27 protein-coding genes are annotated in these 26,293 nt (G+C 40.9%); 10 read left to right on the forward strand and 17 right to left on the reverse strand.

The window, feature by feature from the left end; all coding sequences use genetic code 11:
• Positions 1-62: 62 nt before the first annotated feature.
• Positions 63-1,910 (reverse strand): ABC transporter ATP-binding protein, encoded by a 1,848-nt coding sequence (locus ABZP26_RS07295; protein WP_090492793.1) that lies wholly within the window; start codon positions 1,908-1,910, stop codon positions 63-65.
• 110 nt (positions 1,911-2,020) lie between these two features.
• Positions 2,021-2,476 carry a phosphate-starvation-inducible PsiE family protein gene (locus ABZP26_RS07300; RefSeq protein WP_013464778.1) on the reverse strand — a complete coding sequence of 152 codons (456 nt, stop codon included), beginning with the start codon at positions 2,474-2,476 and terminating at the stop codon, positions 2,021-2,023.
• Positions 2,477-2,756: 280 nt separating this feature from the next.
• On the opposite strand from ABZP26_RS07300, the gene ABZP26_RS07305 reads away from it, so the two are divergent.
• On the forward strand, positions 2,757-4,151 hold the full coding sequence (locus tag ABZP26_RS07305) for a M28 family peptidase (RefSeq protein ID WP_368485553.1): 1,395 nt from the start codon (positions 2,757-2,759) through the stop codon (positions 4,149-4,151).
• Positions 4,152-4,270: 119 nt separating this feature from the next.
• A complete protein-coding gene (locus ABZP26_RS07310) occupies positions 4,271-4,717 on the forward strand; it encodes a DUF4826 family protein (protein ID WP_290172928.1) in 447 nt (148 codons plus the stop codon).
• Between the two features lie 98 nt (positions 4,718-4,815).
• On the opposite strand, the gene ABZP26_RS07315 is transcribed toward ABZP26_RS07310, so the two are convergent.
• Genes ABZP26_RS07315 through ABZP26_RS07330 form a run of 4 tightly spaced genes read right to left on the reverse strand, consistent with a single transcriptional unit; the run spans position 4,816 to position 7,725 of the window.
• Entirely contained in the window at positions 4,816-5,283 is a 468-nt protein-coding gene (locus tag ABZP26_RS07315) for a glycine zipper 2TM domain-containing protein (protein ID WP_368485554.1), read from the reverse strand.
• A gap of 15 nt (positions 5,284-5,298) precedes the next feature.
• Positions 5,299-5,919 carry a penicillin-binding protein activator LpoB gene (gene lpoB / locus ABZP26_RS07320; RefSeq protein ID WP_350606683.1) on the reverse strand — a complete coding sequence of 207 codons (621 nt, stop codon included), beginning with the start codon at positions 5,917-5,919 and terminating at the stop codon, positions 5,299-5,301.
• A gap of 7 nt (positions 5,920-5,926) precedes the next feature.
• Positions 5,927-6,352 (reverse strand): YcfL family protein, encoded by a 426-nt coding sequence (locus ABZP26_RS07325; RefSeq protein ID WP_016899910.1) that lies wholly within the window; start codon positions 6,350-6,352, stop codon positions 5,927-5,929.
• Positions 6,353-6,360: 8 nt separating this feature from the next.
• Entirely contained in the window at positions 6,361-7,725 is a 1,365-nt protein-coding gene (locus ABZP26_RS07330; RefSeq protein ID WP_335674724.1) for an adenine DNA methylase, read from the reverse strand.
• 216 nt (positions 7,726-7,941) lie between these two features.
• Between ABZP26_RS07330 and ABZP26_RS07335 the strand changes: the two genes are divergently transcribed.
• Complete coding sequence (locus ABZP26_RS07335) at positions 7,942-8,817, forward strand: DMT family transporter (protein WP_335674725.1); 876 nt, start codon at positions 7,942-7,944, stop codon at positions 8,815-8,817.
• On the opposite strand, the gene ABZP26_RS07340 is transcribed toward ABZP26_RS07335, so the two are convergent.
• The 7 genes from ABZP26_RS07340 to ABZP26_RS07370 form a co-directional block, all read right to left on the reverse strand.
• A complete protein-coding gene (locus tag ABZP26_RS07340; RefSeq protein WP_350606686.1) occupies positions 8,804-9,499 on the reverse strand; it encodes a M15 family metallopeptidase in 696 nt (231 codons plus the stop codon). The genes ABZP26_RS07335 and ABZP26_RS07340 overlap by 14 nt on opposite strands.
• Positions 9,499-10,629 (reverse strand): succinyl-diaminopimelate desuccinylase, encoded by a 1,131-nt coding sequence (dapE, locus tag ABZP26_RS07345; protein ID WP_350606689.1) that lies wholly within the window; start codon positions 10,627-10,629, stop codon positions 9,499-9,501. The genes ABZP26_RS07340 and dapE overlap by 1 nt, the downstream gene beginning before the upstream one ends.
• Entirely contained in the window at positions 10,629-10,973 is a 345-nt protein-coding gene (locus ABZP26_RS07350; RefSeq protein WP_013464787.1) for an ArsC family reductase, read from the reverse strand. Before ABZP26_RS07350 ends, dapE begins: the two co-directional genes overlap by 1 nt.
• Positions 10,974-10,977: 4 nt before the next feature.
• Entirely contained in the window at positions 10,978-11,475 is a 498-nt protein-coding gene (locus ABZP26_RS07355; protein ID WP_013464788.1) for a PTS glucose transporter subunit IIA, read from the reverse strand.
• Positions 11,476-11,478: 3 nt separating this feature from the next.
• Positions 11,479-11,865, reverse strand: coding sequence for an ACT domain-containing protein (locus ABZP26_RS07360; protein WP_029609972.1), 387 nt, complete (start codon positions 11,863-11,865; stop codon positions 11,479-11,481).
• A 478-nt stretch (positions 11,866-12,343) separates the two neighbouring features.
• On the reverse strand, positions 12,344-14,506 hold the full coding sequence (gene pta / locus ABZP26_RS07365) for a phosphate acetyltransferase (protein ID WP_350606692.1): 2,163 nt from the start codon (positions 14,504-14,506) through the stop codon (positions 12,344-12,346).
• Position 14,507: 1 nt separating this feature from the next.
• Entirely contained in the window at positions 14,508-15,722 is a 1,215-nt protein-coding gene (locus tag ABZP26_RS07370; RefSeq protein ID WP_350606693.1) for an acetate kinase, read from the reverse strand.
• 253 nt (positions 15,723-15,975) lie between these two features.
• Here ABZP26_RS07370 and yfbV point away from each other — a divergent pair, with 253 nt between their 5' ends.
• On the forward strand, positions 15,976-16,422 hold the full coding sequence (gene yfbV / locus ABZP26_RS07375; RefSeq protein WP_016899917.1) for a terminus macrodomain insulation protein YfbV: 447 nt from the start codon (positions 15,976-15,978) through the stop codon (positions 16,420-16,422).
• Here the strand turns inward: yfbV and rlmA are convergent.
• Genes rlmA through xthA form a run of 3 tightly spaced genes read right to left on the reverse strand, consistent with a single transcriptional unit; the run spans position 16,406 to position 18,665 of the window.
• Positions 16,406-17,209, reverse strand: a complete 804-nt coding sequence (rlmA, locus tag ABZP26_RS07380; protein ID WP_368485555.1) for a 23S rRNA (guanine(745)-N(1))-methyltransferase — start codon at positions 17,207-17,209, stop codon at positions 16,406-16,408. The genes yfbV and rlmA overlap by 17 nt on opposite strands.
• Entirely contained in the window at positions 17,206-17,853 is a 648-nt protein-coding gene (locus tag ABZP26_RS07385; RefSeq protein ID WP_033102502.1) for an energy-coupling factor ABC transporter permease, read from the reverse strand. Before ABZP26_RS07385 ends, rlmA begins: the two co-directional genes overlap by 4 nt.
• A gap of 5 nt (positions 17,854-17,858) precedes the next feature.
• Positions 17,859-18,665 (reverse strand): exodeoxyribonuclease III, encoded by an 807-nt coding sequence (gene xthA, locus ABZP26_RS07390; RefSeq protein WP_368485556.1) that lies wholly within the window; start codon positions 18,663-18,665, stop codon positions 17,859-17,861.
• A 240-nt stretch (positions 18,666-18,905) separates the two neighbouring features.
• Between xthA and ABZP26_RS07395 the strand changes: the two genes are divergently transcribed.
• From ABZP26_RS07395 to rluB, 4 genes are all read left to right on the forward strand, one after another.
• Complete coding sequence (locus tag ABZP26_RS07395; RefSeq protein ID WP_013464796.1) at positions 18,906-19,337, forward strand: hypothetical protein; 432 nt, start codon at positions 18,906-18,908, stop codon at positions 19,335-19,337.
• 202 nt (positions 19,338-19,539) lie between these two features.
• Positions 19,540-20,061 carry an EF-hand domain-containing protein gene (locus tag ABZP26_RS07400; RefSeq protein ID WP_028835840.1) on the forward strand — a complete coding sequence of 174 codons (522 nt, stop codon included), beginning with the start codon at positions 19,540-19,542 and terminating at the stop codon, positions 20,059-20,061.
• Positions 20,062-20,212: 151 nt separating this feature from the next.
• Positions 20,213-20,803, forward strand: coding sequence for an SMC-Scp complex subunit ScpB (gene scpB / locus ABZP26_RS07405; RefSeq protein ID WP_013464798.1), 591 nt, complete (start codon positions 20,213-20,215; stop codon positions 20,801-20,803).
• Positions 20,800-21,669, forward strand: a complete 870-nt coding sequence (gene rluB / locus ABZP26_RS07410) for a 23S rRNA pseudouridine(2605) synthase RluB (protein WP_008110001.1) — start codon at positions 20,800-20,802, stop codon at positions 21,667-21,669. Before scpB ends, rluB begins: the two co-directional genes overlap by 4 nt.
• A gap of 61 nt (positions 21,670-21,730) precedes the next feature.
• On the opposite strand, the gene ABZP26_RS07415 is transcribed toward rluB, so the two are convergent.
• On the reverse strand, positions 21,731-22,477 hold the full coding sequence (locus ABZP26_RS07415; protein ID WP_028835839.1) for a YciK family oxidoreductase: 747 nt from the start codon (positions 22,475-22,477) through the stop codon (positions 21,731-21,733).
• A gap of 207 nt (positions 22,478-22,684) precedes the next feature.
• Here ABZP26_RS07415 and ABZP26_RS07420 point away from each other — a divergent pair, with 207 nt between their 5' ends.
• Together ABZP26_RS07420 and sohB are read left to right on the forward strand one after the other, a co-directional pair.
• Positions 22,685-25,120 (forward strand): VolA/Pla-1 family phospholipase, encoded by a 2,436-nt coding sequence (locus tag ABZP26_RS07420; RefSeq protein WP_368485557.1) that lies wholly within the window; start codon positions 22,685-22,687, stop codon positions 25,118-25,120.
• Between the two features lie 100 nt (positions 25,121-25,220).
• Positions 25,221-26,237 carry a protease SohB gene (sohB, locus tag ABZP26_RS07425; protein ID WP_036956513.1) on the forward strand — a complete coding sequence of 339 codons (1,017 nt, stop codon included), beginning with the start codon at positions 25,221-25,223 and terminating at the stop codon, positions 26,235-26,237.
• Positions 26,238-26,293: the final 56 nt, after the last annotated feature.

Genomic DNA, 26,293 nt, shown 5'->3' on the forward strand with positions numbered 1-26,293 from the left:
TAAGGACAGAATGTAGCATTAAGCAGGGCAAGCTTAATATTCAGCTTGCCCTGTTAACCTAATTACTCAACGCCAATAAAGCCGCCGGTTTGATGTGCCCAAAGAGCAGCATAAATGCCGCCTTGAGCAATTAATTCATCGTGACTGCCTTGCTCTACAACGCCGCCTTCATCAAGCACGATAAGTCTGTCCATTTGTGCAATGGTTGATAATCGATGGGCAATGGCGATTACCGTTTTGCCTGTCATTAAATCATCTAAGCTTGCTTGAATAGCCGCTTCTACCTCTGAGTCTAAAGCGCTGGTGGCTTCATCAAGTATGAGGATTGGTGCGTTTTTAAGTAGTACGCGTGCAATAGCAATACGTTGGCGCTGACCGCCTGACAGGGTGACCCCTCGTTCGCCAACTTGCGCATCAAAGCCTTTGTTGCCTTTGCTATCTTCAAGGTCGGTTATAAAATCAAGGGCTTTGGCTTGCTTAGTCGCATCGAGCATTTCGGCTTCTGTGGCATCGGGTCTGCCGTATAAAATGTTATCTTTTACTGAGCGGTGCAGTAGGGATGTATCTTGGGTAACCATAGCAATATAGCGGCGAAGGCTTTCTTGGCTTACATCCGTAATATTTTGGCCATCAATACTAATGCTGCCTTTGTCGGTGTCGTAAAAGCGCAGCAACAAGTTAACTAATGTGGATTTACCCGCGCCAGAACGACCCACTAAGCCGATTTTTTCACCGGGTTTAATGTTTAAGTTTAATCCGTTTATTACGGGGCCACGGTTATTTTCATTCGCGGCTTTACCGTAGTTAAAATGTACATTATTAAAGTCGATTGCCCCTTGGGTGACCTTTAACGTTTCGGCTTCTGGTTTGTCAGCAACCGCAATAGGATTAGAAAGGGTGCGCATGCCATCAGCCACGGTGCCAATGTTTTCAAACAAGCTGCTAATTTCCCACATGATCCATTGGGCCATACCATTAAGCCTTAACGATAAACTCAATGCCACGGCAATCGCTCCTGCACTAATGGCGCTTAACGACCATAAATACAAAGACACTGCTGCTACCGAAAACACTAACAAATAGTTTAAGCTTTGAATAACCACGTTTAAGCTGGTGACCAAGCGCATTTGTTTATAAACAGGCTGTAAAAATACATCCATACTTTGTTTAGCGTATTGTTCTTCGCGTTGGGTGTAAGAAAACAGCTTAATGGTTGAAATATTTGTGTAGCTGTCGACGATACGGCCGGTCATTTCTGAGCGTGCATCAGCTTGTGAACTTGCAATACTTTTTAATCGGGGTACAAAGTAAATTTGCACGCAAATATACAATGCTAACCACACTAATAATGGCAACATTAAACGCCAGTCTGAGGCGGCCACTAAAAACACCATTGAGCCAAAATAAACAGCAATGTACATAAGTACATCAAGTAACTTAGTGACTGACTCACGTACTGCTAATGAGGTTTGTAATACTTTTGTAGCGATACGCCCAGCAAATTCGTTTTGATAAAAGCTGACACTTTGACGCAGTAGATAACGGTGTGCCAACCAACGAATCGACATCGGATAGTTGCCCAATAGCGATTGATGTAAAATAGCCGATCTAAAAAATACGACTACAGGCATGACGACTAAAAGCATTAAACCCATTTTTATTAGCGCGGATTGTTGCTGCGAAAACAGCTCTTCAGGTGTGTACTCGCCAAGCCAGTCAACCAGTTGACCCATATAACTAAATAAAGAGACCTCTAAAATAGCGAGTAATGCGGCACTGAGCGACATAAGCACTAACGACAATTCCATGCCTTTAGTGTAGTGGCGACAAAATGCAAAAAGGGTTTTAGGAGGCTGAGATGGAGAACGCTCTGGGAACGGTTTAGTCATCCGTTCAAATAGTCGATACATATTAACTGCTTAATTAAATATTTATAAAGATGTCCCACTATACCATTGTAAAACACAAAGGCGCAGTGGGAATAAGGTGTACGTCAGTTAACTCAAGTTGAGTTAACCGTTTATAGCTTAGTGTGGCCGGTTTTATTTTTTACCAGCCAATACGATATACCCAGTGCTAAGGTAACTAACGCAAGGCCAACAATTTGCTCTGAGGTCACTAATTTTAAATCGAGGACAATAATTTTACGCGCCACAGCCATCAGTGCGGTAGCAATAACCAGTTCAACGGGCAGCGAGCTAGAGCCCAAATATAACCGAATGTTAGTAAATATTTCTACCGCAATTAGCACCACCATAAAGGCACCAAAGGTTTGCAGAATGTCTTCAATATTTAATAAAAAATAAGGCGGAGAACTTAACCGCATGTATAAAACATACACTACATCAGCAATACTCCAAAAAATAACCAGCACCATGAGCACTGCCAGTATTTTAATTGCAAAGCGAATAGCATGATGTAAATACTGCATCAGGGGATCAACATGATCCTCTGGTAATTCTTCGTGTTTCTTCATGTTATTTCAGCACCTTATTGATTAAATTAGCCTTTATAAAATAATAGCTGATTAATTATGTTTAGCACTATATACGGTCAAAACAGTATAAGTGATTATTTTTATTAAAATAGTGTGCTTGAACAGGGGACTTGTTTGGTGAGGGTTAAATTCTAAGTAAAATTCAAGGTGTTAATAATATGTAATTAAGCGTGTGATTTTTAGTGTCTATCTCAAAAGGTTTGCGGTTATTGGTTTCTGCTGTCATGTTGGTGGCATTCATTATGAGGATAACAATGCTATGTCTAATTTAGGTTTAAAGTTAGTTAATCGACTTATAAAGTATGGTGTGTTGGCATCATTAAGTTCTGTAACGCTTACAAGCTTTGCTGGCGAGTCTACACAACAAGCATCATTGCATAAAATTGCACAAGAAATTTCGGCGCAGCGTATTGAGAGTGATATTCAAACGCTGGTGGGTTTTGGTACGCGACATACGCTATCAGAGACTAAGTCTGATACACGTGGTATTGGCGCGGCAAGGCGTTGGATTAAAAAAGAATTTGAAGCGATTTCGGCACAATGTGGTGGCTGCTTAGAAATAATAGAAGTAAAACAAACCATTTCAGGAGAAAAGCGTATTCCTAACCCTGTAGAAGTGGTTAACATAATTGCGATTCAGCGCGGCGGTACTGAGCCTAATCGTATGGTGATGATGTCGGGTGATATAGACTCGCGTGTTAGTGATGTAATGGATTTTACCAGCGATGCGCCAGGGGCAAATGATAACGCTTCAGGGGTTGCCGGTGTTATTGAGGCAGCGCGTGTTTTATCGAAATATACATTTAATGGCTCGGTTGTTTACGCGGCGCTCTCAGGTGAAGAGCAAGGTTTATTTGGCGGTAAAATTTTAACCGCTTATGCGCAAAAAAATAATTGGCAGGTTCATGGTGTTTTAAATAACGACATGATTGGTAATATTACCGGTATTAATGGCGTAACCGATAACACCACTGCACGCATTTTTTCAGAAGGGACGCGAGTGGTTGAAACCAAAGAGCAAGCGCGTACTCGTCGTTTTACAGGTGGCGAAGTTGACTCAGCGAGTCGTAATTTAGCGCGTTACATAGACACCATTGCCGATAAATACATTGAAAATTTAGACACTATGCTGGTATACAGACTCGACCGATTTGCTCGAGGAGGGCATCATCGCCCATTTAATGATGCGGGCTTTGCGGCTGTACGTATAATGGAAACTAACGAGCATTACGACCGTCAACATCAAGACCTACGCACCGAAAATGGCATAGTGTACGGTGATACCATCGATGGGGTTGATTTTGATTACGCCGCAAAACTCACGTCATTGAATGCGGTGAGCCTAGCGTCAATGTCATGGGCACCAGCGCCACCGAAAGAAGTGAAAATTAGTGGTGCCGTACGCGCCAGTACCACACTTTCTTGGCAACCATCGGATGATAAAAATATTGCCGGTTACAAAATTTACTGGCGCTATACGAGTGAGCCACAATGGCAATACAGCCAATGGGTTGATAATGTTAGCGAGTTTACGCTTAAAAATGTGGTTATTGATAACTACTATTTTGGCGTTGCTAGCGTGAATAAACAGGGTGTTGAATCGCCAGTGGTGTTCCCCGGTGATGTGGGGTCGTTTGATCACAACATAAAATAATCGGTTTGCTTAAAAACCCAGCAAACAGCTGCGAATAAGATGTTAAGTACGCTATTTATGCTTGCGCCTTATTTGTTATGCCCTTAAAGTGTAAACAAAGAAGTAAAAAGGTTATTAAAATGCAGCAACAAGAACATAAACCATTAACACCAGAGCAGCAAGCTGAACTTCAGCAACAAGAAATTCAATGGCAGCGCGAATGTTTTCAAAATGCGCAAAAACATTTAGCTGAAAAAGGCATTATGCCCAAAACATTGCTTGAAAAAGAAAGCCGCTTTTTAGCGCCTTTATGCGCGCTATGGAAATTTAAAGCGCAAAACGGTAAAAGCTACTGGGTGATCACCGGTCGTTTACCAACCGATCACGCTGAAGCATCTGCAGCAAAAGATGCACGCGATGCTATGCGTTATTTTTCACTGCAGTGGCAGTTAAAGGCCGATCAAATTATTACCGCAGGTGCGCGAGATAAAACCCAAGCTGATTTTGCAAATTTACTGATTAACCGTGCTCATGGCTTATATGAAATGCATGAAAACGAGCAGCTGTGGGCAAAAGAACCCGCTTAATAAGTAAAAGTGAATACATTTAAAAAAACCTAACTTTGTGACCTAAGTTAGGTTTTTTGTTGGAACTTTCAGAATTAAGCTCGAAACATAAATAGACTCTAATAAGCGCTATCTACGCGCACTGTGTTGTTGGTTAAATAAATAAGGCGTACATTATCACCTTGGTGAAAACGCATAGCGGGATCGCTATCTTGTACCACCATAAATTGTTCACCACTTTCTACTTGTATAAGTAGTTCAACTAATTGGAGGTTTTCATAGCGTTGTGTCTGTTGCTGATTATGCGCAACATTACCACCAATCACTGATCCTAAAATAGTCGCTACCGTGCGACCGCTGCCACCACCAAACTGGTTACCAATAACACCGCCTAATAGGGCACCGCCAAAGGTTTTCCAACCGTTACTTTTATCGTGAACCAATTGTTGCTCTGTAATGTTGCGCACCGACTTCACTTTACCAAATAGTACTTGCTGTACAGGAACGGCTTTATTGCGTTCGTACTTGGCAAACGTTGGGGTACTTACTACTAATAAAGCGCATAAAATTAAGCTAAGCGTTTTCATAATTCGCTCCTGTTATTACCAACCAAACGTTGATTTTTCACGCGTTTTACGAATTTCAGTTTCGTCAGCCCATTCAACAAGGCCGCTTTGCATATCCATTAAACGCATTGTAAATTTGTAGTACACATCGGCTTTATCTGCATTAGATTTAACAATGCTTGATAGGTTACCGTACAGCATATATTGCGCACCAATTTGCTTACCAAAAGCCACCGCAGTACTTGGGTTGACTAAGGCGTCTTCGTTTTGAAATGTAATTTGCTCACGAACCGCCTCTACACGGGTCATATCAACAAATCTAAATTTGCCGCTACGCAGTAATTGAGTAGAGATTGAGTCGGTGATTGATTCTGTATCTATGTGTTCACTGGTTTTATTTTTAATACGCTCTACAAATACCACAGGGCGTGTATTGGCGGTCATAGTACCAACCACAGGCGAACTAAGCAGAGAGTCGGTCATTTGCGAGGCAACTTTTTGTAAGTCAGTAGAGCCAAAGTTTATATCTGTGGTTTCTACGGCTTGGGCATCACCATAGCTGACAACCGCTTTGTTGGCACAGCCGGTTAGTGTGAGTGCGGCTAAGCCAAAAATTGCATAGCCAGAGAGTGATTTAAATTGTTTATTGATCATCATGGTTTCCTTAATCTTTAAATTCTTGTGCTTCAGTAGACACTTCTCTTACAGCTAAAGAGAAAGTAACGGCATTAGGGCTAGGTGCTAGTCCTGCAAGCTGAGTTTTAGCAAAGCCAAATAATGTTAGGGCTTGCCACGGTGAGTGGTTGCCTTTAATAACAAAGCCATCTTTATCAAACCAGTTAAATTGATACTGTAAGTATTGCGACTTTTTATAGGTACTCGCTAAAGTAACCACTACATCGGTCAGGTTATTTGTTTGACGCGTTTTTACATCACTAATTAAAAGCTTTTTAGCTAATTGCGGGTTATTAACGTTGAGCTGCTCTTTGTAGGCGTTGGTAGTTTGTTCAACTCCAATGCCTGAGGTTACAGGTCGGCTGCTACATGCACTAAGCATAAACAACGCAATAATGGGGAGTATGTATTTCATGATGGCTCCTAAAGTTGCACTACATGGGAGTTAAAATAGTTATTAACAGAGGTTAGGTAGATTAACGTTAACCTTTGCTTACTAACGGTAAAATTTATTGGCGGTTGTGAGCCAACATTTAAGGTATGTTCGCCTGCAGTCACTGCACTGCGGGCAAGACTAATTTGATTGGGTAAGGTAAGCCAGCTGCGGGTATCGGCTTGCTCAGAAGCAAGATTATATAAGTTTGCTAAAATATTCCCCACATCACCGCCACTGCGGGCAAGCTCAGCGCGCAGCTTTTCTTTCGCCACTAAGCGCAATATTTGCCTCGATACGCGCCCAGCAACTTGCTGCTCTAACGTTTTAGCGGCCAGTGCTTCTAAGTGCACTAGCGGGCTTAGTGATAATAAATGGTCATTAATTTTGACGTTGTTAACGGTGCTTACATAAGCATTATTTATATAAATGGGCATGGCGAGACTATAAAAGCGGGCGTCTCCTTGTGAAGTATAAATGGGTAATCGTAATTTAAATTCGTGTTGTTTTGGTATCAGGCCTTGTTCGAATAATATAACCACTTCGCCTTGGTTTTTTTCTAAGCTGTTAACTTCACCAAACTGGCGTTTAAATTGGCTATAGTCATCGGCAAAACCTTGCTGCTTAGCAAGACGCAGTACATCGTGTTGTAAATACGGATTGTTAGGTTGTATTTCGAGCGCTTTTTTATAGTCTATGTAGGCATCATCACCTTGCTTTGCCGTTTCATATAGTAACCCTGATAAATAAAACGTGTACGCATTTTGAAAGCCATTTTTGACCGAGCGAATTAAGTTATCCATATCGGGATAGTGTTGCTGTGCTTGGGCAACCGCATTATCAAATTCGCTTTGATTACTTAATAGTTCATCAACTTGTACTTTATTAGCACGGCGTATTTCAACTAAGGCGCTTTCAATATCATGTTTATAAACATAATTGAGCGCTTTGTAGCTATGCAACATACTCATTTCGTAGGCGGGCGGTGTATAACCAATAGCTGAGTCGTTGGTTAACAGCGCATTACTTTGCTCAAGCCCAGCACTTACTTGTATTTTTGCAGCTTGGCGCTTAGATTGCATTTGTTGATAGACAGTTTCAAAATGAACTTGTGGGTTATCGGGGTTATTGGCTAAATCCGCGATACGGCCTTGTTCTAATTGGCTCAATAAATAATTACTGTGTGTTTTGCTGTTTTTGCTTATTAAGGAGCGTGCACTCTCAATATTATTATTCGTAATGGCTTGCCTAATAGGGGTGGTATTAGTGGCGTAATCATTAAAGAGATCGTCAAAGCCAATGGTGCTGCAACCACTTACAATAAAGCAAAGACTAAAAATTAAAATGTGACGCACGCGCACTCCTTCTTATTTATTCTGTAAGGTTAACATACTGCCAATAAATACAAGTGTGAAAGATTGTAAAAAAGCGTAGTGTATAAACATAGAACAAAAACCCTTAATAAAAACTTTATCATTTAAAAAATAACCATGGTAACGTTTACAACATTGGACGTTAATTTAATCGGTATATAAATACGGTACATATTTATCAATACGTTAGGAATTAATTTGAAAGCAACACTGTTTACTATTATCGCGTTAGTTGCCTTTGCTGCAAATTCGTTATTATGTCGGTTAGCGTTGGCGCAAGGCTACATTGATGCGTGGAATTTTACCGTTATTAGGTTACTGAGCGGGGCAGTGTGTTTGACCATTATTATGCTGCTCTATACTAGGCAGTTAAGTAAAAAAGCGCAGTTAAGTAATCCTATTATTAACGATACTGGCAGTTGGCGAAGCAGTGCTAGCTTATTGATATATGCGCTGTGTTTTTCTGTTGCTTATATCGAGCTTGATACCGGCATGGGGGCGCTTATTTTATTCTCGGCGGTGCAATTTACAATGATTGGCTGGGGCATATATAAACAAGAGCGTTTAAGTGCTGTGCAATGGCTTGCATTTATAGTGGCGTTTGCGGCATTTGTTTACTTAATGCTGCCCTCACAGACAGCCCCACCGCTGATGGCTGCATTATTAATGAGTATAAGTGGCATTGCGTGGGGAATTTACAGTATTCGTGGCAAGGCGTGTGTGTCGCCGCTAAGAGCCACTGCCTTTAATTTTATTCGTAGTTTATTAGTGCTACCTATTTTAATTGTGGTGGGAATGAGCCAGCTTAAAAATATTCGTATCGAAGGGGCATTACTCGCAATAGCCTCAGGTGCCATCGCATCTGGCGTAGGGTACAGTATTTGGTATGTGGCTATGCCACTATTAAAGAGCACGCATGCAGCCATAGTGCAGTTATGCGTGCCCGTTTTGGCGGCTATTGCAGGGGCAGTGTTTTTATCAGAGACATTAACTCTGCAATTTATGCTCCCCAGCAGTATCATTTTACTAGCGGTATTGGTTTTTACTTTAAATAAAAAGACTAAAACTGCTTAGCTGGTGGACTTACATTGATCACAAAGCGTTCATACAATGCAGGTAAGTGGGTTAAAATAGCGTCTTTACCTAATAAATCACTGTGCTTAATGCAGTCGTGCAACACTTCTGGCGTAAGGTGACGAACAAGCTGCGCTGATTGCGCTATGTGGCTAATATGCCAAAGCTCAGGAGCTACCCCGCCCAAGTCGTACTGGTAAGGTCGATAAAATCCAAATTCTGCTAGATGAGTGTCTAGCCATTGGCTTAGTTTAGCAAAAGGCCCACCTTGCTGATATTCATTAGGGCTCAATTGCAAAACATAATCGTCACTCACTGCGCCTTTATCGTAAATATCTAAATCAGTCCCTAAATGATGGCGACTTGCCCCCGGTAGCGCAGAATAAAGCATAATGGCAATGCATTTCTCAATATCACTGAGCGAATTAATATCAACGTGTTGCTGCGCTTTGTTTAATACCGGCCGCTTAGCGGAAAATTTAGCGTTCCAAATAGCTGATTGACGGTTAAAATCCCGAAAACTTGATGCAATACATAAATCAAAGCCTGCTGATGCAGCCGCTGTTTGCAGTGCAATAAAGTCATTTACAATATCGGCATGCAAAAAGTGATTTTGTATGGCAACTAAATGTGCATCACTTTGGCCAGTGATGCATTGTATGAGTTCTTTATTTGCAGTCATTAAGTTAACAGGTGCTCTAATATTTGTTCGTAAATATCGGCCAGCGCGATTAGATCGTCGGTGCTAACACACTCGTCCACTTTATGAATAGTGGCATTACGTGGCCCTAATTCAATAACTTTAGCACCCGTTTGTGCGATAAAACGACCATCTGAGGTGCCACCTGTTGTTTCTAAGTTAGTGGTTAACCCCGTTACCGATTTAATGGCGGCTACGGTGGCATCAACCAATGGGCCGTGATCGGTTAAAAACGGCAAGCCATTCACAATCCAATTGAGTTTATAATTTAAATTGTGTTTTTGTAAAATGGAATTTACTTTTTGTTGTAGTTGTTGATAAGTAACTTCGGTACTAAATCTAAAATTAAATTGTACCTCAAGCTCCCCAGGGATCACATTGCCTGCGCCCGTACCGCCATTAATATTAGAGATTTGAAAGCTGGTGGCTGGAAAAAAGTCATTACCCATATCCCACACAGTTTGGCTTAACTCGGTTAAAGCTGGCGTGGCTAAATGAATTGGGTTTTGTGCTAAATGTGGATAGGCCACATGACCTTGCACGCCTTTTATAGTTAAAAACCCCGTGAGTGAACCACGGCGGCCATTTTTAACCACATCACCAAGTACATCGCGAGAAGAGGGTTCACCTACAAGGCACATATCTATTTTTTCACCGCGCTCCTCTAAAGTATCAATCACGCGGGTAGTGCCGTTAATAAACGGGCCTTCTTCATCTGAGGTAATTAAAAACGAAATGGAACCTTTGTGATCTGGATGCTTAGTCACAAAGCGTTCGGTTGCCACAATCATCGCTGCTAATGAGCCTTTCATGTCGGCAGCGCCACGGCCATGTAATAAGCCGTCTTCAATTAGGCCTGCAAAAGGCGGGTGCTGCCAGTTTTTTTCAGGCCCAGTGGGCACCACATCAGTATGACCGGCAAAACAAAAATGCGGTGATTGCGTGCCTTTTCGTGCCCAAGTATTGAGCGTGTCAGTAAAAAAGAGCGATTCAATATCAAAGCCAATGGCGCTTAGGCGTTCATTCATCATATGTTGGCACCCGGCATCTTCAGGTGTAACCGACTTTCGCTGAATTAAGGCTTGGGCTAGGGTAATTACTGGATGGGTCATTATTTAAAAATCTCATCGTATTGTGCTGCTTTAAAGCCTAAGTGATATTGCCCGTTATTAACAAGTACAGGGCGTTTGATCATCGCCGGTTGTTCAACGAGTAAATCTATGGCGGTTTGTTTGGTTAAGCTTTGTTTTTGCTCATCAGTGAGCGCTCTGTACGTTGTGCCACGTTTATTAACCAATTGTTCCCAATCAATATGTTCTGCAAAGTCGCTTACCATGTCGTTATTAACGCCGTCTTTGCGGTAGTCATGGAAAGTGAATGCGATGTCGTTATCGCTTAGGTATTTTTTTGCTTTTTTAATTGTATCGCAGTTGCTAATGCCATAGAGAGTGATCATAAATCTACTTCTTTTTAATAATAGTTAATAAGGTATCTACACCGGCATTAACTTGCGGGTGAGAATAATGAAAAGTGCCTAAATTATGGCCATTGAGAATTATAAGGCTGGCTAAAATAGGCGAGTCGAGCTCACGTAAATCAAAATAAGCAAGGCGTTGGCCTTTGGTTATTTTGCTGCCGTTAAGCTGAGCAATATGAGTATGCGTAAGTGTTTGTGAATCGGGAACCGCTAGGTTTATTAATACTTTTAAGCCGTTATTGGCTTTTAAAATAAATTCACAACCGGCACTTTTTACCTGCAGTAAGGTGCCATTGAAGGGCGCTAATACTTTATGACTCGATAAACTAACAACAATACCTGGGCCGAGTGTGCCAAAACGAAAAAAGGGTTGTGGATGCTCTTCCATTGGCATCACTTTACCACTGAACGGACTCGTGATTTGTATCGCGTTTCGGCCAATTTTATTTTTAGTTAAATAGCTAACGTCTTCAGATTTCATTATTTATTGAGTTACCACGTTGTAGCCATCGGCTTTAAGGGCTGTAATTGCTTTGGTGACCGTTTGTTTTTTTACTAAAATATAGTCGGTATCGTAGGTCGATATCGAAAAAATGGACACGCCGGCTCTGGCTAATACGCCTGACAGGTTTGCCATAATGCCAGTTAACGAAAACCCTAAAGGACCTATTACTTCCAGTGCTTGCCAATTAGATTCAGTATCTTGGCTATCAATAATAAAGTCGACAGGGCAAACAACTGACAGTTCATCATGCGTTTTTGAGATAAAAAATAACGGTTGTTTTAACAGCGCAGGCGGTATGTCAGCATCAAGGGCTAAACTATGAATAGATAACACGGTGCTGTGTAATTGTAATGTTTGTTTTGACATTAAACGTATCGCCAGCAGCAAAATAATAGCTTTATAGTATAGAGTATTGAAGCTAAATTAAAGGCTCAAGTTTAGGGTCTGTTGACCTTTCAAGGTTAAATTTGCAGCAGTCTGTTTGGTATTTAGGCAAGGCAGCGCCTATGTGGTGTGGTTATTCCCCATAAATAGGCAATAACGCAGCATCAATGCCAAACAGGCGCTGCCCGAAGGGTTCTGCCTAGGAGCGATTTACTCTTTGTTGCTCGGTTTTTACTTAGCCCACTAGGTTACAAACCTCGCGCCGCGATTAAACCGCTCCTAGTTTGAACAAATTGTAATCCGCAAAGGTCAACAGACCCTAGGCAGTGCTATATTTTTATTAGCTAAAAAATAATTGTCCACAATTTCTGTGGATAAGCTTGGGGGTTGTGAGGTATAAATAGCCTAACCAGTTAATTATTAAATAAAAAATGGCTAGGCTATAAAAAGGGCATGTTAATTACAGCCCTTTATTAAGCGCTTCTACTTGCGCCGCCTGAATGGCTGTTAAAGCAATGGTATACACAATATCGTCAACTAACGCGCCACGGCTTAAGTCGTTAACAGGTTTGCGCATCCCTTGTAACATAGGACCAATACTGATCAAATCGGCGCTTCGTTGCACTGCTTTGTAGGTGGTATTACCCGTATTTAAATCAGGGAAAATAAACACGGTTGCTTTACCGGCAACCGGGCTATCTGGCGCTTTTTTAATAGCTACACTTTCCATAATGGCCGCATCGTATTGCAATGGCCCATCGATAATGAGATCAGGACGCTTTTGTTGGGCAATTTTTGTTGCTTCGCGGACTTTTTCTACATCAGCTCCACTGCCCGAATTACCCGTGCTGTAACTTATCATTGCTACACGAGGTTCTATGCCAAATGCGGCAGCAGAATCGGCAGATTGAATTGCAATGTCGGCTAGTTGTTCAGCATTAGGATCAGGGTTAATAGCGCAATCACCATAAACCAAAACCTGATCAGGCAATAGCATAAAGAATACAGAAGACACTAATGATGAACCTGGCGCGGTTTTAATTAACTGTAACGGTGGGCGAATGGTATTGGCAGTGGTGTTTACCGCACCCGATACCAGGCCATCAACTTTACCTTGCTCTAGCATCATAGTACCAAGTACGACGTGATCTTGAAGTTGCTCTTGGGCAACTACTTCGGTAAGACCTTTATTTTTACGAATTTCCACCATAGGTGCTACGTAATCATTTATGATACTGCTTGGCTCAATTACGGTTACATGCTCGTTAAGCTCAATGCCTTGCTGCTCGGCGATACGCAATATTTCATCGCGATCGCCAAGTAAAATTGTTTTAGCTATACCGCGCTGGCCACAAATGGCAGCGGCTTTAATGGTACGAGGCTCGTTACCCTCAGGCAACACAATCGTTTTATCCGCTTTACGGGCTTTATCGGTTAATAAATACCTAAAGGCAGGGGGGGATAACTTGCGGGTTTTTCCCACACTTTTTGCTAATGTGTCCAGCCAATAAGAATCGATATGTGCAGCGTTATGATCTTTTACTTTTTCTATGCGCTGTTCATCATCGCTTGGCACTTCTAGGTTAAAGTTATGCAGTAATAACGAGGTGCGCCAAGTGTCGCCTTCGGTTGCTAAAATAGGCAGCCCTGTTTGCATGGCTTGTTCGCACAGCGCCATGATGCGCGGCTCAGGCTCAAAGCCACCGGTGAGCAAAATAGCGCCTAGTTTAGTACCATTCATAGCAGACAAGCAGGCTGCAACCAATATATCTGAACGATCGCCTGGGGTGACCAATAACGCACCTGGGGTAAAATAATTTAGAATATTTGATACCGTGCGGGCGCAAAAAGTAATGCGTCTTAGTCGACGATGTACCATGTCACCTTCGTTAATAATAGTGGCTTTTAAATAGGCACTTAAATCTTTAACGCGCGGCGCTACCAGCTCAAAATCCCACGGAATGGCACCAAGTAACATAAAAGGATTTTTTCTAAAAATAGGTAAAGAGGCCAGGCGGTTAAGCTCGTTATCAAGCGCTTCTGGCTTGTAAGTATCGACTAAATCAGCGCGAGCGCGACCTTCTTCATCTAGAGGGGCATTTACTTTATTGAAAATACAACCCAGCACACGAGGGTGATCTATGCCACCGTAATTTCCAGCGGCTATTTCAAGTCGGTCTTCAATTTGAGTAATGTTGTAATTGCCAGGGGTAAGTACAAAAACGATATCCGCCCCTAAAGTTTGTGCGATTTCGCGATTAACTCTCCCCGCATACGGTTGGCGACGAGTAGGCACCATGCCTTCAATAATAGCCACTTCATCATCGTTAATTTTACTTTGAAAACGCTCTACAATTTCTTCTAGCAGGTCATCGCCTTTGCCATCGCCAATCATTTGCTCGGCGTAATCCAGCGCAAATGACGTGGGTGGATCAATAGGTGAGCCTTGGGTAACAATTTGTGTTGACTTTTCTGGGCCTGTTTCACCCGCGCGTGGTTGGGCTATAGGTTTAAAAAAATTAACTTTAACAGTTTTTTGTTCCAGCGCCCTTACCAAACCCACCGATACTGAGGTTAAACCAACCCCAGTAGAAACGGGGATCAACATAATACGACGAGCCATATTATAACTCCTTGGTGATGTTTGCGGCATCAAGTGCGATCACCCATTCTTCGTTAGTGGGCATAACAACCGCTTTGCTACGTGAATCAGCTGTACTAATTAACCCAGCTTGGCCAAAACGTGCATCAAGGTTTGCTTGTGGGTCTAAATTAATACCTAAAAAGGCCAATTGTTTAAGTACTTTATCACGGATAATATCGGAATTTTCGCCAATACCGCCGGTAAAAATAACTGCGTCTAGCTGTTGCAGCGGAACCATGTAAGCGGCTATTTGTTTTGCGAGGCGGTAACAAAACATATTAAGTGCCAGCATAGCTTGCTGGTTGCCTGCAATAGCGGCTTCTTCTATGGTGCGACAATCGTTAGACAACTCGCTTATGCCTAATAAACCACTTTTTTGATTGAGTAAGTCATCAATTTGCTGAGCAGTGTAATCGAGTTGCGTGGTTAAAAAGTTAAATAGGCCCGGATCAATGTCGCCACAGCGCGTACCCATAACAAGCCCTTCAAGCGGGGTTAACCCCATACTGGTATCAACACTTTTGCCATTTTTAATCGCACACACTGAACAGCCGTTTCCTAAGTGGGCGCTAATAAAGTTACTGTTTTCAATAGGAAGTGCCAACAACTTCGCAGTTTGTCCTGCCACATAAAAATGGCTGGTGCCATGAAAACCATAGCGCCTAACACCAAAGTCTTTATAAAGCTGATAAGGAAGGGCATAAAGATAAGCGACTTCATCCATCGTTTGATGAAATGCCGTGTCGAACACGGCTACTTGCGGTAAATTTTTAAATGATGCTTGCGCTGATGAAATACCCAGTAAGTTAGCGTGGCCATGCAAAGGTGCTAGCGTAGCTGCTTGCGTGATACCTGCAATAACGCGTTCGTCAATTAATACTGATTGGGTAAAATGCTCACCACCATGCACAACACGATGACCAACAGCAACTAGTTGCTCATCAAGATTGTGATCTTTTATTAAATCAACCAGCGTATCAATGGCATGGGCATGTGCCTGATTAGCAGCAAGTTTAATGGTGGTCTTTTCTCCCTTAAATTTATATTTTATTGAGGGAGCATCTGCACCTAGGCGCTCAGCTAAACCTGAAATAATGTCGTTTCCTGTGTTTGCATCAATAATTGCAAACTTTAAACTTGAGCTTCCACAATTAAGTACCAAAACATGGTTTGTTTTTTTTGGGAGAGTTGGCATAGATTCATTTTCCATTTAAATATTAATCAGTACACTTGGTTGATATATAAGCATTGTAAGCTTAAATGGGTATAGACTAAAGTGTAGTTGACTTTATTAAAAGGGCTTTGTGGAATTCTTTCGATAATTTATGCTTTTTGTGAGTTTTACTAATGAAATTAAGCATTTTTACCGATAAAGTGAGAGTTGTGTTACACTTTTATAAGCAAGATGCTTTTACAAGTGTTAAATGCCGTGATTGTGAGGATTTATAATGCAAAAAAGTGTGATATCACAAGTTCAATTAGGGCGCGCTTATGCTAAAACATGGCCTATGCGTAAAGAGGTCGCGCCATTATTTGCCGAGTTTAAAGTGATCAGAGCAACCGAGCTTGCGATTACAGTAATGCCTATTTTAGCCATGCTAACTTTGTTTTTTCAGCTTAATTATTTAGGCCCTGATTTTTTACCTCAAGCTATTGCCAGTAGTCTATTTTTTATCTCCTTGCCGTTACAAGGGCTTTTATGGCTAGGTAAACGTGCGCAAACAGAATTAGAACCCGCTATGCTGCAATGGTACAACGAGTTGTTTGCAAAAATGATCGCCAACGGTTACGACGCACAAATGGGGAAAAACAAGCCCCGCTATTTGGAGCTTGCTGAATTGTTAAAAGACATGTTTGATAAAATGGATAAAACCTTTACTAAAGAGCAGTTTTAACAAACTGGCTAATATAAAATGACAAGGTAACCTTGTGATGCTGTTTTTGTTCAAGTGCCTGCCAATGCTCGGGTCTGAACTTCCATGCAAAGGGTGTCATCATTATTAAATTTCTTACGTCGCTAAATGTGAGTGACACTTGCTCTGTAATGAGCTGTTGCGATGATTGTTTAAAGCCTGTTGGCGTAGCAACTTCAGTATGCTCATTTACCGTATTATAGATATATTTCTTCAACTCTTTGAGGTGCATAGGCCCAGGGCTTGCCACCACTAAACAGCCATCCTCTTTAACAAGGCGAGAAAGTTCATCGTCAAACAAAGGGGCAAACACGCTAATTAACACATCAGCAAGGTGATCATTAAAGGGCGCGTGGCTTATTGATGCCACGCTAAATTGACATTGTTTGTATCGTTTTGCTGCGTATTTTACCGCCGACTTAGATATATCAACTCCATACACAGTAGCTTGCGTGTTATTTGCTATAGCATGGGTGTAAAACCCCTCGCCACACCCTAAATCAATCACTATATTTGCATTGAGCGGTTTGACTAAATTAGCTAAGGCTGTCTGTAAAAATGCATAATGGCCTTGCTCTAAAAAAGAACGCCTGGCTTGTACCATTTCTAAAGAGTCACCGGGCTGTTTAGAGTTTTTATTTTGCACGGGGAGTAAGTTTACATAGCCTTCTTTGGCAAAATCAAAGCTGTGGTTATTATCACAGCATAATGTTTTTTCATTAAGTGCCAATGGAAGTTTGCAAATAGGGCAATGGTAATGAAGACTCATGAGCCTAAATAGTCCTTATCAAAAAAAGTTTTTACCCAGTGCGGGCGATAGGTGATCATAACAGTTATTGCCATACCGTTTAGCATTGCTTCAGGAAACGCTAAAATAGGACTGAGATAAATGTAGTTTTCTGTTAGCTGATGCCAATTATATTCGCCAATTGCGTAATAAAAAACACCCCCGAGTATAATGTTAACGCAAGCAACGACACCAGCCGTTAAAAAGCTACAAACAAATATATAGATAAAAAAGTGCCGCGCTAAGTAGTGGTAACAAAGCATAAATACAAAGTAGCTTAATAATACTGGAATAAACGCACTTATTAGTAATTTTACCGCAATCAGCTCGAATGCTATTTGTCCAAAAGCAGTTAGCAGGGCTGTTGCTAATACACAACTTAAAATAGCCAGACGCCAGCCTAAAATCAGCGTAACAGCAGTAATGCCCAATATATGAAGATCAAGACCAGGTAAAATACCGGCTTTTATACGCCATAGTAAAGCGAGCACCAGCGCGCAGGCAAACACGCCGGTTTGCCTAGCTGGCGTATTAAATAAATTGGCGTATGTTGATTTATTAACACTTAAAAAGCCAATAGCAATAACACCAATCCACAGTAATGCCTGTAATTGCACGCTTAGCATAATCGTTAATTAAACTCAGACCAAATAGGCGCATGATCTGAAGGCTTGTCGATAGCACGTAATTCGTAATCTATACCGGTGTCGATACAGCGAGCTGCTAAGTCATGCGTTGCCAGAACCACATCAATCCTTAGTCCACGATTTTCAACAAAACCCTTAGAGCGGTAGTCAAACCATGAGTATTGATCGTTAGTTTCTGGGTTTTGCTCCCTAAAGGTGTCTTTAAAGCCCCAGTTTAATAACGTTGCTAGCCATTCACGCTCAACGGGTTGAAATGAACATTTTCCGGTTTTTAACCAGCGTTTTGCGTTTACCTCACCAATACCAATATCTAAATCGGTTGGAGAGATATTAATATCGCCCATTACAATTACATCTTGATCAGGCGTGTAATGACTATTTAGGTGAGTCATTAAGTCTTGATAAAATTGACGTTTATAAGGGAATTTAGTTTCGTGGTTGATATTATCGCCTTGCGGGAAGTAGCCATTCATGACATGCAGGTCACGGCCATTTTCTTGCTCTACGGTAACGCCGATCATTCGCTTTTGCGACTCATCTGTGTCGGTGGAAAAGCCTTTTAATACCGACTTAGGCTCTTTTTTGCATAACATTGCCACACCGTAATGCGCTTTTTGTCCATGAAAATAAACGTGGTAACCCATTTTTTGTACATCGTCTAGCGGAAATGCTTCATCGTGCACTTTTATCTCTTGAAGACCAATAATATCTGGCTGGTGTTTATCAATAATAGCTTGTAACTGATGTAGGCGAGCACGCAGGCCATTGATATTAAAAGAAATCACTTTCATAAAGTTTACCTTCAAATTTATTTTCATTGTTAGCTAAATTGTATCAGTATTTGGAGCGACATAACATGACTGAAACGAGAAAATAGCTGCACAAATGTTGATCAATTTTTGCTTAATGTTTAAACATTGTAAATGCAATATTAAATAATAAAATAAATAAAATATTCAATTGATATGTTAAAAGTTGTCTATATAATGCGCAAAAATCGTTTGTTTAACTCGTTCAAATAGGACTACCTGATGAAAACTCAATTACTTTTAGCCGCCTCTCTTTTTGTTTCTGTAACTGCTACTGCGCAAAGCAATACGTATTACAGCCAAGACAACAAATTAGAATCTAACTTATGTGTAGTAAGCGCCAATGAGGGGTTTTCGGCTGCTCGTAAAATGGCAGCAAAGCACGGTGTATATTTATCGCGTTATTCAAAAAGTATCCTATGTAACGGTCAAGACATCCGTGACATTGCAAAAAAAGAAGCAGCAACTCAATCAGTTGTGTCTAAAGTAGAAGTATTTGCAAAAGATTCACACCAAGAAACACAGTTATGTATGACTGCATTAAAGCAAGGCTTACAACCAGTACGTAAGCAAATTGGTAACTTAAATTCATTAAAGTGTAATGGCCAAAGCGTTACTGATTTTGTTAAGCGTTACCAAAACGCTGCAATCTAAATTACCGTATTAGATATAAATAGCTCGGTTCTTACCGAGCTTTTTTTTTGCAAAAATTACCAGAGTAGCTTGCAAAAATTGCATTATTAAATATCGTAATAGAAGTTGTTCTTGGTTAATTGTTTGATTTTAATGGTTTATTTTTTTTGGCATCGTATTTGTATTACTAGATTTGAAATTTATTAATACAAGGATACGTCTGATGAAAAAATTAACGATAGCTTCTACTGTTTTAGCCGCATTGAGTTTAGCCGCTTGTTCTTCAAATCAAGGTTTAGAAAAAATCGACAGTGATTTTGCAAGCTTAGATAACGACAGCGATGGCTTTATTTCTAAAACAGAAGCCGACGATGATAGTATTTGGCAGCACTTTTCAAATATAGATACAAATATGGATAACCAAATAAGCCGTAATGAATATGATGCTTATATGCAGCTAAATGCTGGGAAAGTTGCTACAGATAGTGAAGTGAGTGAGTCTGCATTTAAGGCTGATATTGCGAAGTTTGATAAAATAGAAAATGACTTTAAAAGCTTAGATAATGATAGCAACGGTTTTATTTCAGTTTCTGAAGCTGACGATGATGATATTTCAAATCATTTTGGTTACATGGACAGCAATAAAGATAAACGAGTAAGTAAAAAAGAGTTTAATAGCTATATCAAAAAGCATGGTGATTCTGTTGCAGAGGACGATGCACTTGAGCAATTTAAAAATAGCTAAATTACATTATTAAATACACTTGATACCAAGCCAGTGTTTTTCACTGGCTTTTTTATACCTATAAAATGTTATTTTATTAATATGTTTTCCTAGTTTGCCGTTGTTCTGTCATAATAGATGGCTGTGTGTTTTTATTAACTTTAGAGTGATTATGGTTGGTCGGCGAATTAGTGATGAACAATTAATTGAAATCATTGAAGCGGCGATTTTTGTGGCAGGCAAACCCGTATCAAAACGTCATCTTAAGGACACGGTTTTAAACGACTTAGCAATTTCTATGGCGCGCATTAATGATGCTGTAGAGGCCATTCAAGTTCACTATCAGACGCGTGGAATACGTTTAGTTGAAGTAGGCAGTGGCTATCGTTTTCAAGCGTGCAGTAGTTTAAGCCCATGGTTGAGTAATTTATGGCAAGAACGTGCCCCTAAATACTCGAGAGCTTTACTCGAAACCCTGTCGTTAATTGCATACAAGCAACCCATTACCCGTGGTGAAATTGAGCAAGTGCGGGGTGTAGCAACTGGCTCAAATATTATTAAAACTCTGCTTGAAAGAGAGTGGATTAAAGTAGTTGGGCATAAAGAAGTACCAGGTAAACCGGCACTTTATGCAACGACTAAACAATTTTTAGATTATTTTTCGATAACGGGACTTCATGATTTACCCGCATTGCCAGAGCAACAGCAAAGTAAAATTACCCAGTTATTAAGTGATCCTTCTGTGAGAGAACCATCCGAATGAGTATACAAGGTGAAAAGTTACAAAAAGTCCTAGCCCGTGCAGGCGTAGGCTCACGCCGTGAAATGGAAAAATACATTGATGCAAATCGTGTGAGTGTAAATGGTAAAGTAGCTAAGTTAGGCGACAGGGTTGAAGAAACCGATTTAATTCGTGTTGACGGCCATACCGTTAAAATAGAAGAAAAAGCAGACAGAATTTGTCGTGTAATTATGTATAACAAACCAGAGGGTGAGTTAAGTACGCGTAAAGACCCTGAAGGCCGTAGAACCGTTTTTGACCGCTTACCTCGTATTGATGGCGATCGCTGGATAGCAGTAGGCCGATTAGACGTTAATACCTCAGGCCTAATGCTGTTTACCAATGACGGTGAATTGGCAAACCGCTTAATGCACCCAAGCTATGAAGTTGAACGCGAATATTCAGCACGTGTATTTGGTGAAGTCACTGACGAAACAATGAAAAACTTACTGCGTGGCGTAGAACTTGAAGATGGCCCCGCAAAGTTCACTGGTATCAAGCCTATGGGCGGTGAAGGTATTAATCGTTGGTATAATGTAACGCTTAACGAAGGTCGTAACCGTGAAGTGCGTCGTTTATGGCAATCACAAGATGTGGAAGTATCACGTCTTATTCGTATTCGTTACGGTAAATTAGAGCTTGATAAGCGTGTACCGCAAGGTGGCTGGATTGAGTATGATTTAGATACGGTTAACTATTTACGTAAAACAGTAAAGCTTGGCAAAGAAACACAAACTAAGCTGTCGGTTATTCCTGAAAAGCGTAAAGACAAGCGCGCTAAAATAAACCAAATTCGCAAGGCGGTTAAAAAGCACAATCAACGTGTAAAACCGACTAAACGTAAGTAATTAAAGCATAAAACAACAAAGCCGCTTTTTATAGCGGCTTTTTTACGTTTAAAACTAAATATTACTTTTTAGCTTGTGCGTCTAACGATTGGCCATTGATATTTTTTGAGTCATCACTCATTAAATACAGGTAAGTTGGCATTAAATCTTCAGGTGTTGCTAGTAAATCACGATCTTCACCTGGGAATGCACTTGCACGCATTGATGTACGTGTTGCGCCTGGATTGATGCAGTTAACACGGATTGGCGTTTTTTCAACTTCACACGCCCATGTTTGCATCATACCCTCTACCGCAAACTTAGAAATAGCGTAAGGTCCCCAAAACTCTCTTCCTTTACGACCTACACCCGATGAGGTAAATACCACTGAAGCACTTTTTGACTTACGCATTACAGGGAACAACGCTTTGGTGATCATCGCTTGTGCTGTTACGTTTACTTTCATTACATTTTCGAATGTTGATGAACAAAAGTGCTCCAACGGCCCTAAAGTACCTAAAATACCAGCGTTATTTAATAGTCCATCAAGGCGGCCAAATTGGCTCTCGATAGTTGCAGCAAGGTCGCGGTAGTTTTGTTTAGTTGCACCTTTTAAGTCCATAGGCACAATCGCTGGCTGTGGGTAGCCTGCATTGACGATTTCGTCATACACACATTCTAGTTTATTAGTTGTTTTTCCTAATAAAATAACGGTTGCACCATGTTTAGCATAAGTAATTGCTGCAACACGGCCGATACCATCACCTGCGCCTGTTATCAAAATTACTTTATCTTTAAGTGCGTTTTCAGTTGCTTGATAGGTATGCATAAAAGTACCAATGTTTAAATTTTTTTTGATTTTAACATAGCAAATCGACAAGTAATCGAATTTATTACAAATTTAGGTGGCGAAACTAGAAAGTTTACGTTAAGTTTAACTGGTCTAATGTCTCATTAATATACTAGCTACATTATTTTAACTTAATTACACTGACTATAAACACACTATAAAAATAAGATTTGTGCGGAGAACACTATGAAAAAAATGCTACTCTCGCTCTCAGTTGCAGCTGCATTAGCAGGCTGTGGCGGCGGAGAAACGTTAGAAGATGTTAAAAACGATTCAGTTACAGTTATTCCAAAAGCTACGGTAAAATTTGACCCTGCAAATGGTGTAATTTCGGTTCCTAATGATTTATTGATGAGCGGTACGCGCGATGGCACATTAAACATTCCTGGTGAGCTAAATGACGAAAATGTTTCTATCCCTCGCGCTGCGTATGCGGATCCGCAACTTGCACTAGGGGCACTTGATGGCTGGTCTACGCAAGTTCCTTTTAAAATAGATTTAACGTTTCCACCGGGCATTAGCCTAGATGAAACGTCTGCAGCTTCACCAGGCTCAGTACGTATTTTTGAAGTGATCATGGGTGCAAGCCTAACAGATGCCGAATGCTCACAAGCACCAGCCGGTGCTGCATGTAAATTAGTGGGCGAATTAACCTTTGGTGTTGATTTTGTTACACAAGGCTCTGGAGACGCGGTTGCAATTATTCCACTTAAGCCATTTAAGGCTGGTAGCTCGTACATTAATGTATTAACGACTGGGCTTAAAGATTCAGAAGGTCGCTCAATTGAGCCATCATCAACATATGCGACTGTTAAACAAGAAGCGCCGTTAGTAACGCCATCACAACTTGCGCTGCAAGGGGCTGTTAACAGCTACGAAAACGTAGTGGTAAGCTCAGGAAATATCACCAAAGACGATATTATTTACTCAGCTGCCATGACAATGCAATCAGCAGGTCCTGTGCTTGGCACAATCAAAAAGATTTTAGCAGCAAGCTTAACAGAGCCAACAATTCCAACGCCTGCGTTGCAAATTCCAACACAGCCTATGGCTAATGTACAACAAGCGTTTGCAATACAAGGTGTAACGGTGCCTGACGTATTCCAAGTAGCACAGTACCAAAAGGGCAGTATTCAGTTACCTATGTATTTAGGTACGCCGAAGGGTAAAGAAATCAGTGATTTAAATGATACTTACTGGCAAGGTATGTGTGATAACGCAGTGGCTATCATGGGTTATAAAGCGCAAGCGGGTGAAGCGTTCCCAACTGATCCTATTAGTGTTAACGATGCAACATGTGCAGCGTTAAGTGATGGACAGCTTCGTGATTTAGGTTTAGATAGCACGCGTCATTTAACCAAGTATAACGTTATTCCTAAAATGCAAAGTATGGCGACTGTGCCAGTACAAATTACTAAGCCTATTTTACCGGTTGTGAATGCATACCGTGCAGGCTTAGGTTTAGAGCCTTTTGCTGCTATGCCAGAAAATGGCTGGCCAGTGGTTATTATGCAACACGGTATTACCACACAAAAAGAAAGCATGTTGACACTAACAGCACAGCTTTCACTTCAAGGCTTTGCAACGGTTGCAATTGACCATCCTCGTCATGGCGAGCGTGGAATAGATGTTGATGTTGATGGCACAGATGACTTTAACGCAACATCAGGCTCTGTACTTAGTTACATGAACCTAAGCTCGTTATTGGTCGCTAGAGACAGCTTACGCCAGTCAAGTGCTGACTTACTTGGTTTACGTTTAGGCTTAAACTTCAGTGGTGATAGTTCACTCAATTCTAGAGATGTATCTTATATTGGCCATTCACTGGGCTCAATTGTAGCGCCTGCATTTATTGCACAAGCGAATAGCCCATTGGCTGATCAAGTAGACCCACTCTTTAAAGTTAATGCTGTTGCATTGGCAAGCGGCGGTGGCGGTATTGCTAGCTTCTTATTAGAGTCAGCCGCGTTTGGTCCATTTATTCAAGGCTCTGTACTTTCTCAAGCTGGAACTGCTGAAGCTGACGAGTTTAATGCATTCTTAAATGCTGGTGCGTTATCAAACTGTGGCGCCTTGTTACCAGACATGCAGGACTTCTTAAGCTGTGGCTTTAATGAATTTGCAGCATCGCTAACGATGGCGGGAGAAGCTGATAAATTGGCTAACATTAAGGGCGTGATGACGCAGTTTGTATTTGCAGCTCAAACCGCATTGGATAGTGGCGACCCGACTAACTATGCAGCAACGGTTAAAGCACTAGAAACACCTGTGTATATGAATGTTGTTGTTGGTGATGGTACTGATAGTAACAAGCCAGACCAAGTTATTCCGCCGATGACTGCTAACAATCCAATTGCAGGTACACTACCTCTAGCTAACTTTATGGGGTTAGAAACAGTGAGTACAACTCAAGCACCAACAGAGATGGGCGCTAGCTATTTAGTTAAATTTAACACAGGTCATCATGGCTCGGTATTGACACCGGCGCAAGATGAAAGACAGTCGTCTACAGCAGCGGGCAGCGCAGCAGCTAATGCAGAAATGCAATTGCAAATTGCAACTTATCTAGCATCGCGTGGACGTTTATTATCTGTATCAGATACTGACATTGTGACTAATTAATAATCAACCACTCAATTAAGTCTAAAAAGCCACTGTATAGTGGCTTTTTTTTATTTTAAAGCATGCTAAATTGGCTGAAATTTATAAACGGAGAACACAGTTGGAATTTTTATACGAGTACGGCTTATTTTTTGCAAAAACCATTACCTTTGTTATTGCTATTGCTGTGATTTTAACCTTAATTGTAAGCTCGGCTGTTAAGCCAAAAGCGAAAAAAGGTGAGATTGAAATTGATGACCTATCAGAGCAGCTGACCAATATAAAAGAAAGCTTTTTAAATAATACGCTAGGTAAAAAAGAGTTAAAAGCCTATCAAAAACAACAAAAAGCAGAGCAAAAAAAAGCGGACAAAGAAGCGCCTAAATCACGACTCTATGTTATTGACTTTAAAGGCAGTATGGACGCACATGAAGTAGAAAGCTTGCGCGAAGAAGTGACCGCGATAATTTCGATAGCGGATGCAAAAAAAGATAAAGTGTTAGTTCGCCTTGAAAGTGGTGGTGGCGTGGTACATGGCTATGGTTTAGCCGCATCACAATTACAACGTTTAAAGTCAGCCGGTATTGAGTTGACTGTATCAATAGATAAAGTCGCCGCCAGTGGTGGTTACATGATGGCTTGTGTGGCTGATCATATTATTGCAGCACCGTTTGCAATTGTTGGCTCTATTGGTGTTATTGCACAAATTCCAAATTTTAATAAAATTTTAAAGAAAAATGATGTCGAGTTTGAGCAAATTACGGCGGGTGAATTTAAACGCACGTTAACTTTATTTGGTGAAAATACCGATAAAGCCCGTGAAAAGTTCCGCGAAGAGATAGAGCAAACTCATGTATTGTTTAAAACTTTTGTGAGCACTCAGCGCCCAAGTTTAAATATGGATTTAGTGGCAACGGGTGAACATTGGTTTGCAACCCAAGCAATTGAAAAAGGGTTAGTCGATACTATTAAAACCAGCGATGATGCGTTGTTAGAGCAACAACAGCAATATCAAATTTATAAAGTGCAATACAAGATTAAAAAAGGATTAAGTGACAAGCTGGCAATGGGTTTGAGCCATGGTGTGAATAAAGCGGGTGTAAGTTTAATGTCAAAGTTTAAGGCGTTAAACCCTTAATAATTTAATCACTTAAACCCAACAAAAAAGCCTTGTTACTTAACGAAGTAGCAAGG

The organism is Pseudoalteromonas sp. SD03, assembly GCF_040937955.1.
GTDB lineage: Bacteria > Pseudomonadota > Gammaproteobacteria > Enterobacterales > Alteromonadaceae > Pseudoalteromonas > Pseudoalteromonas tetraodonis.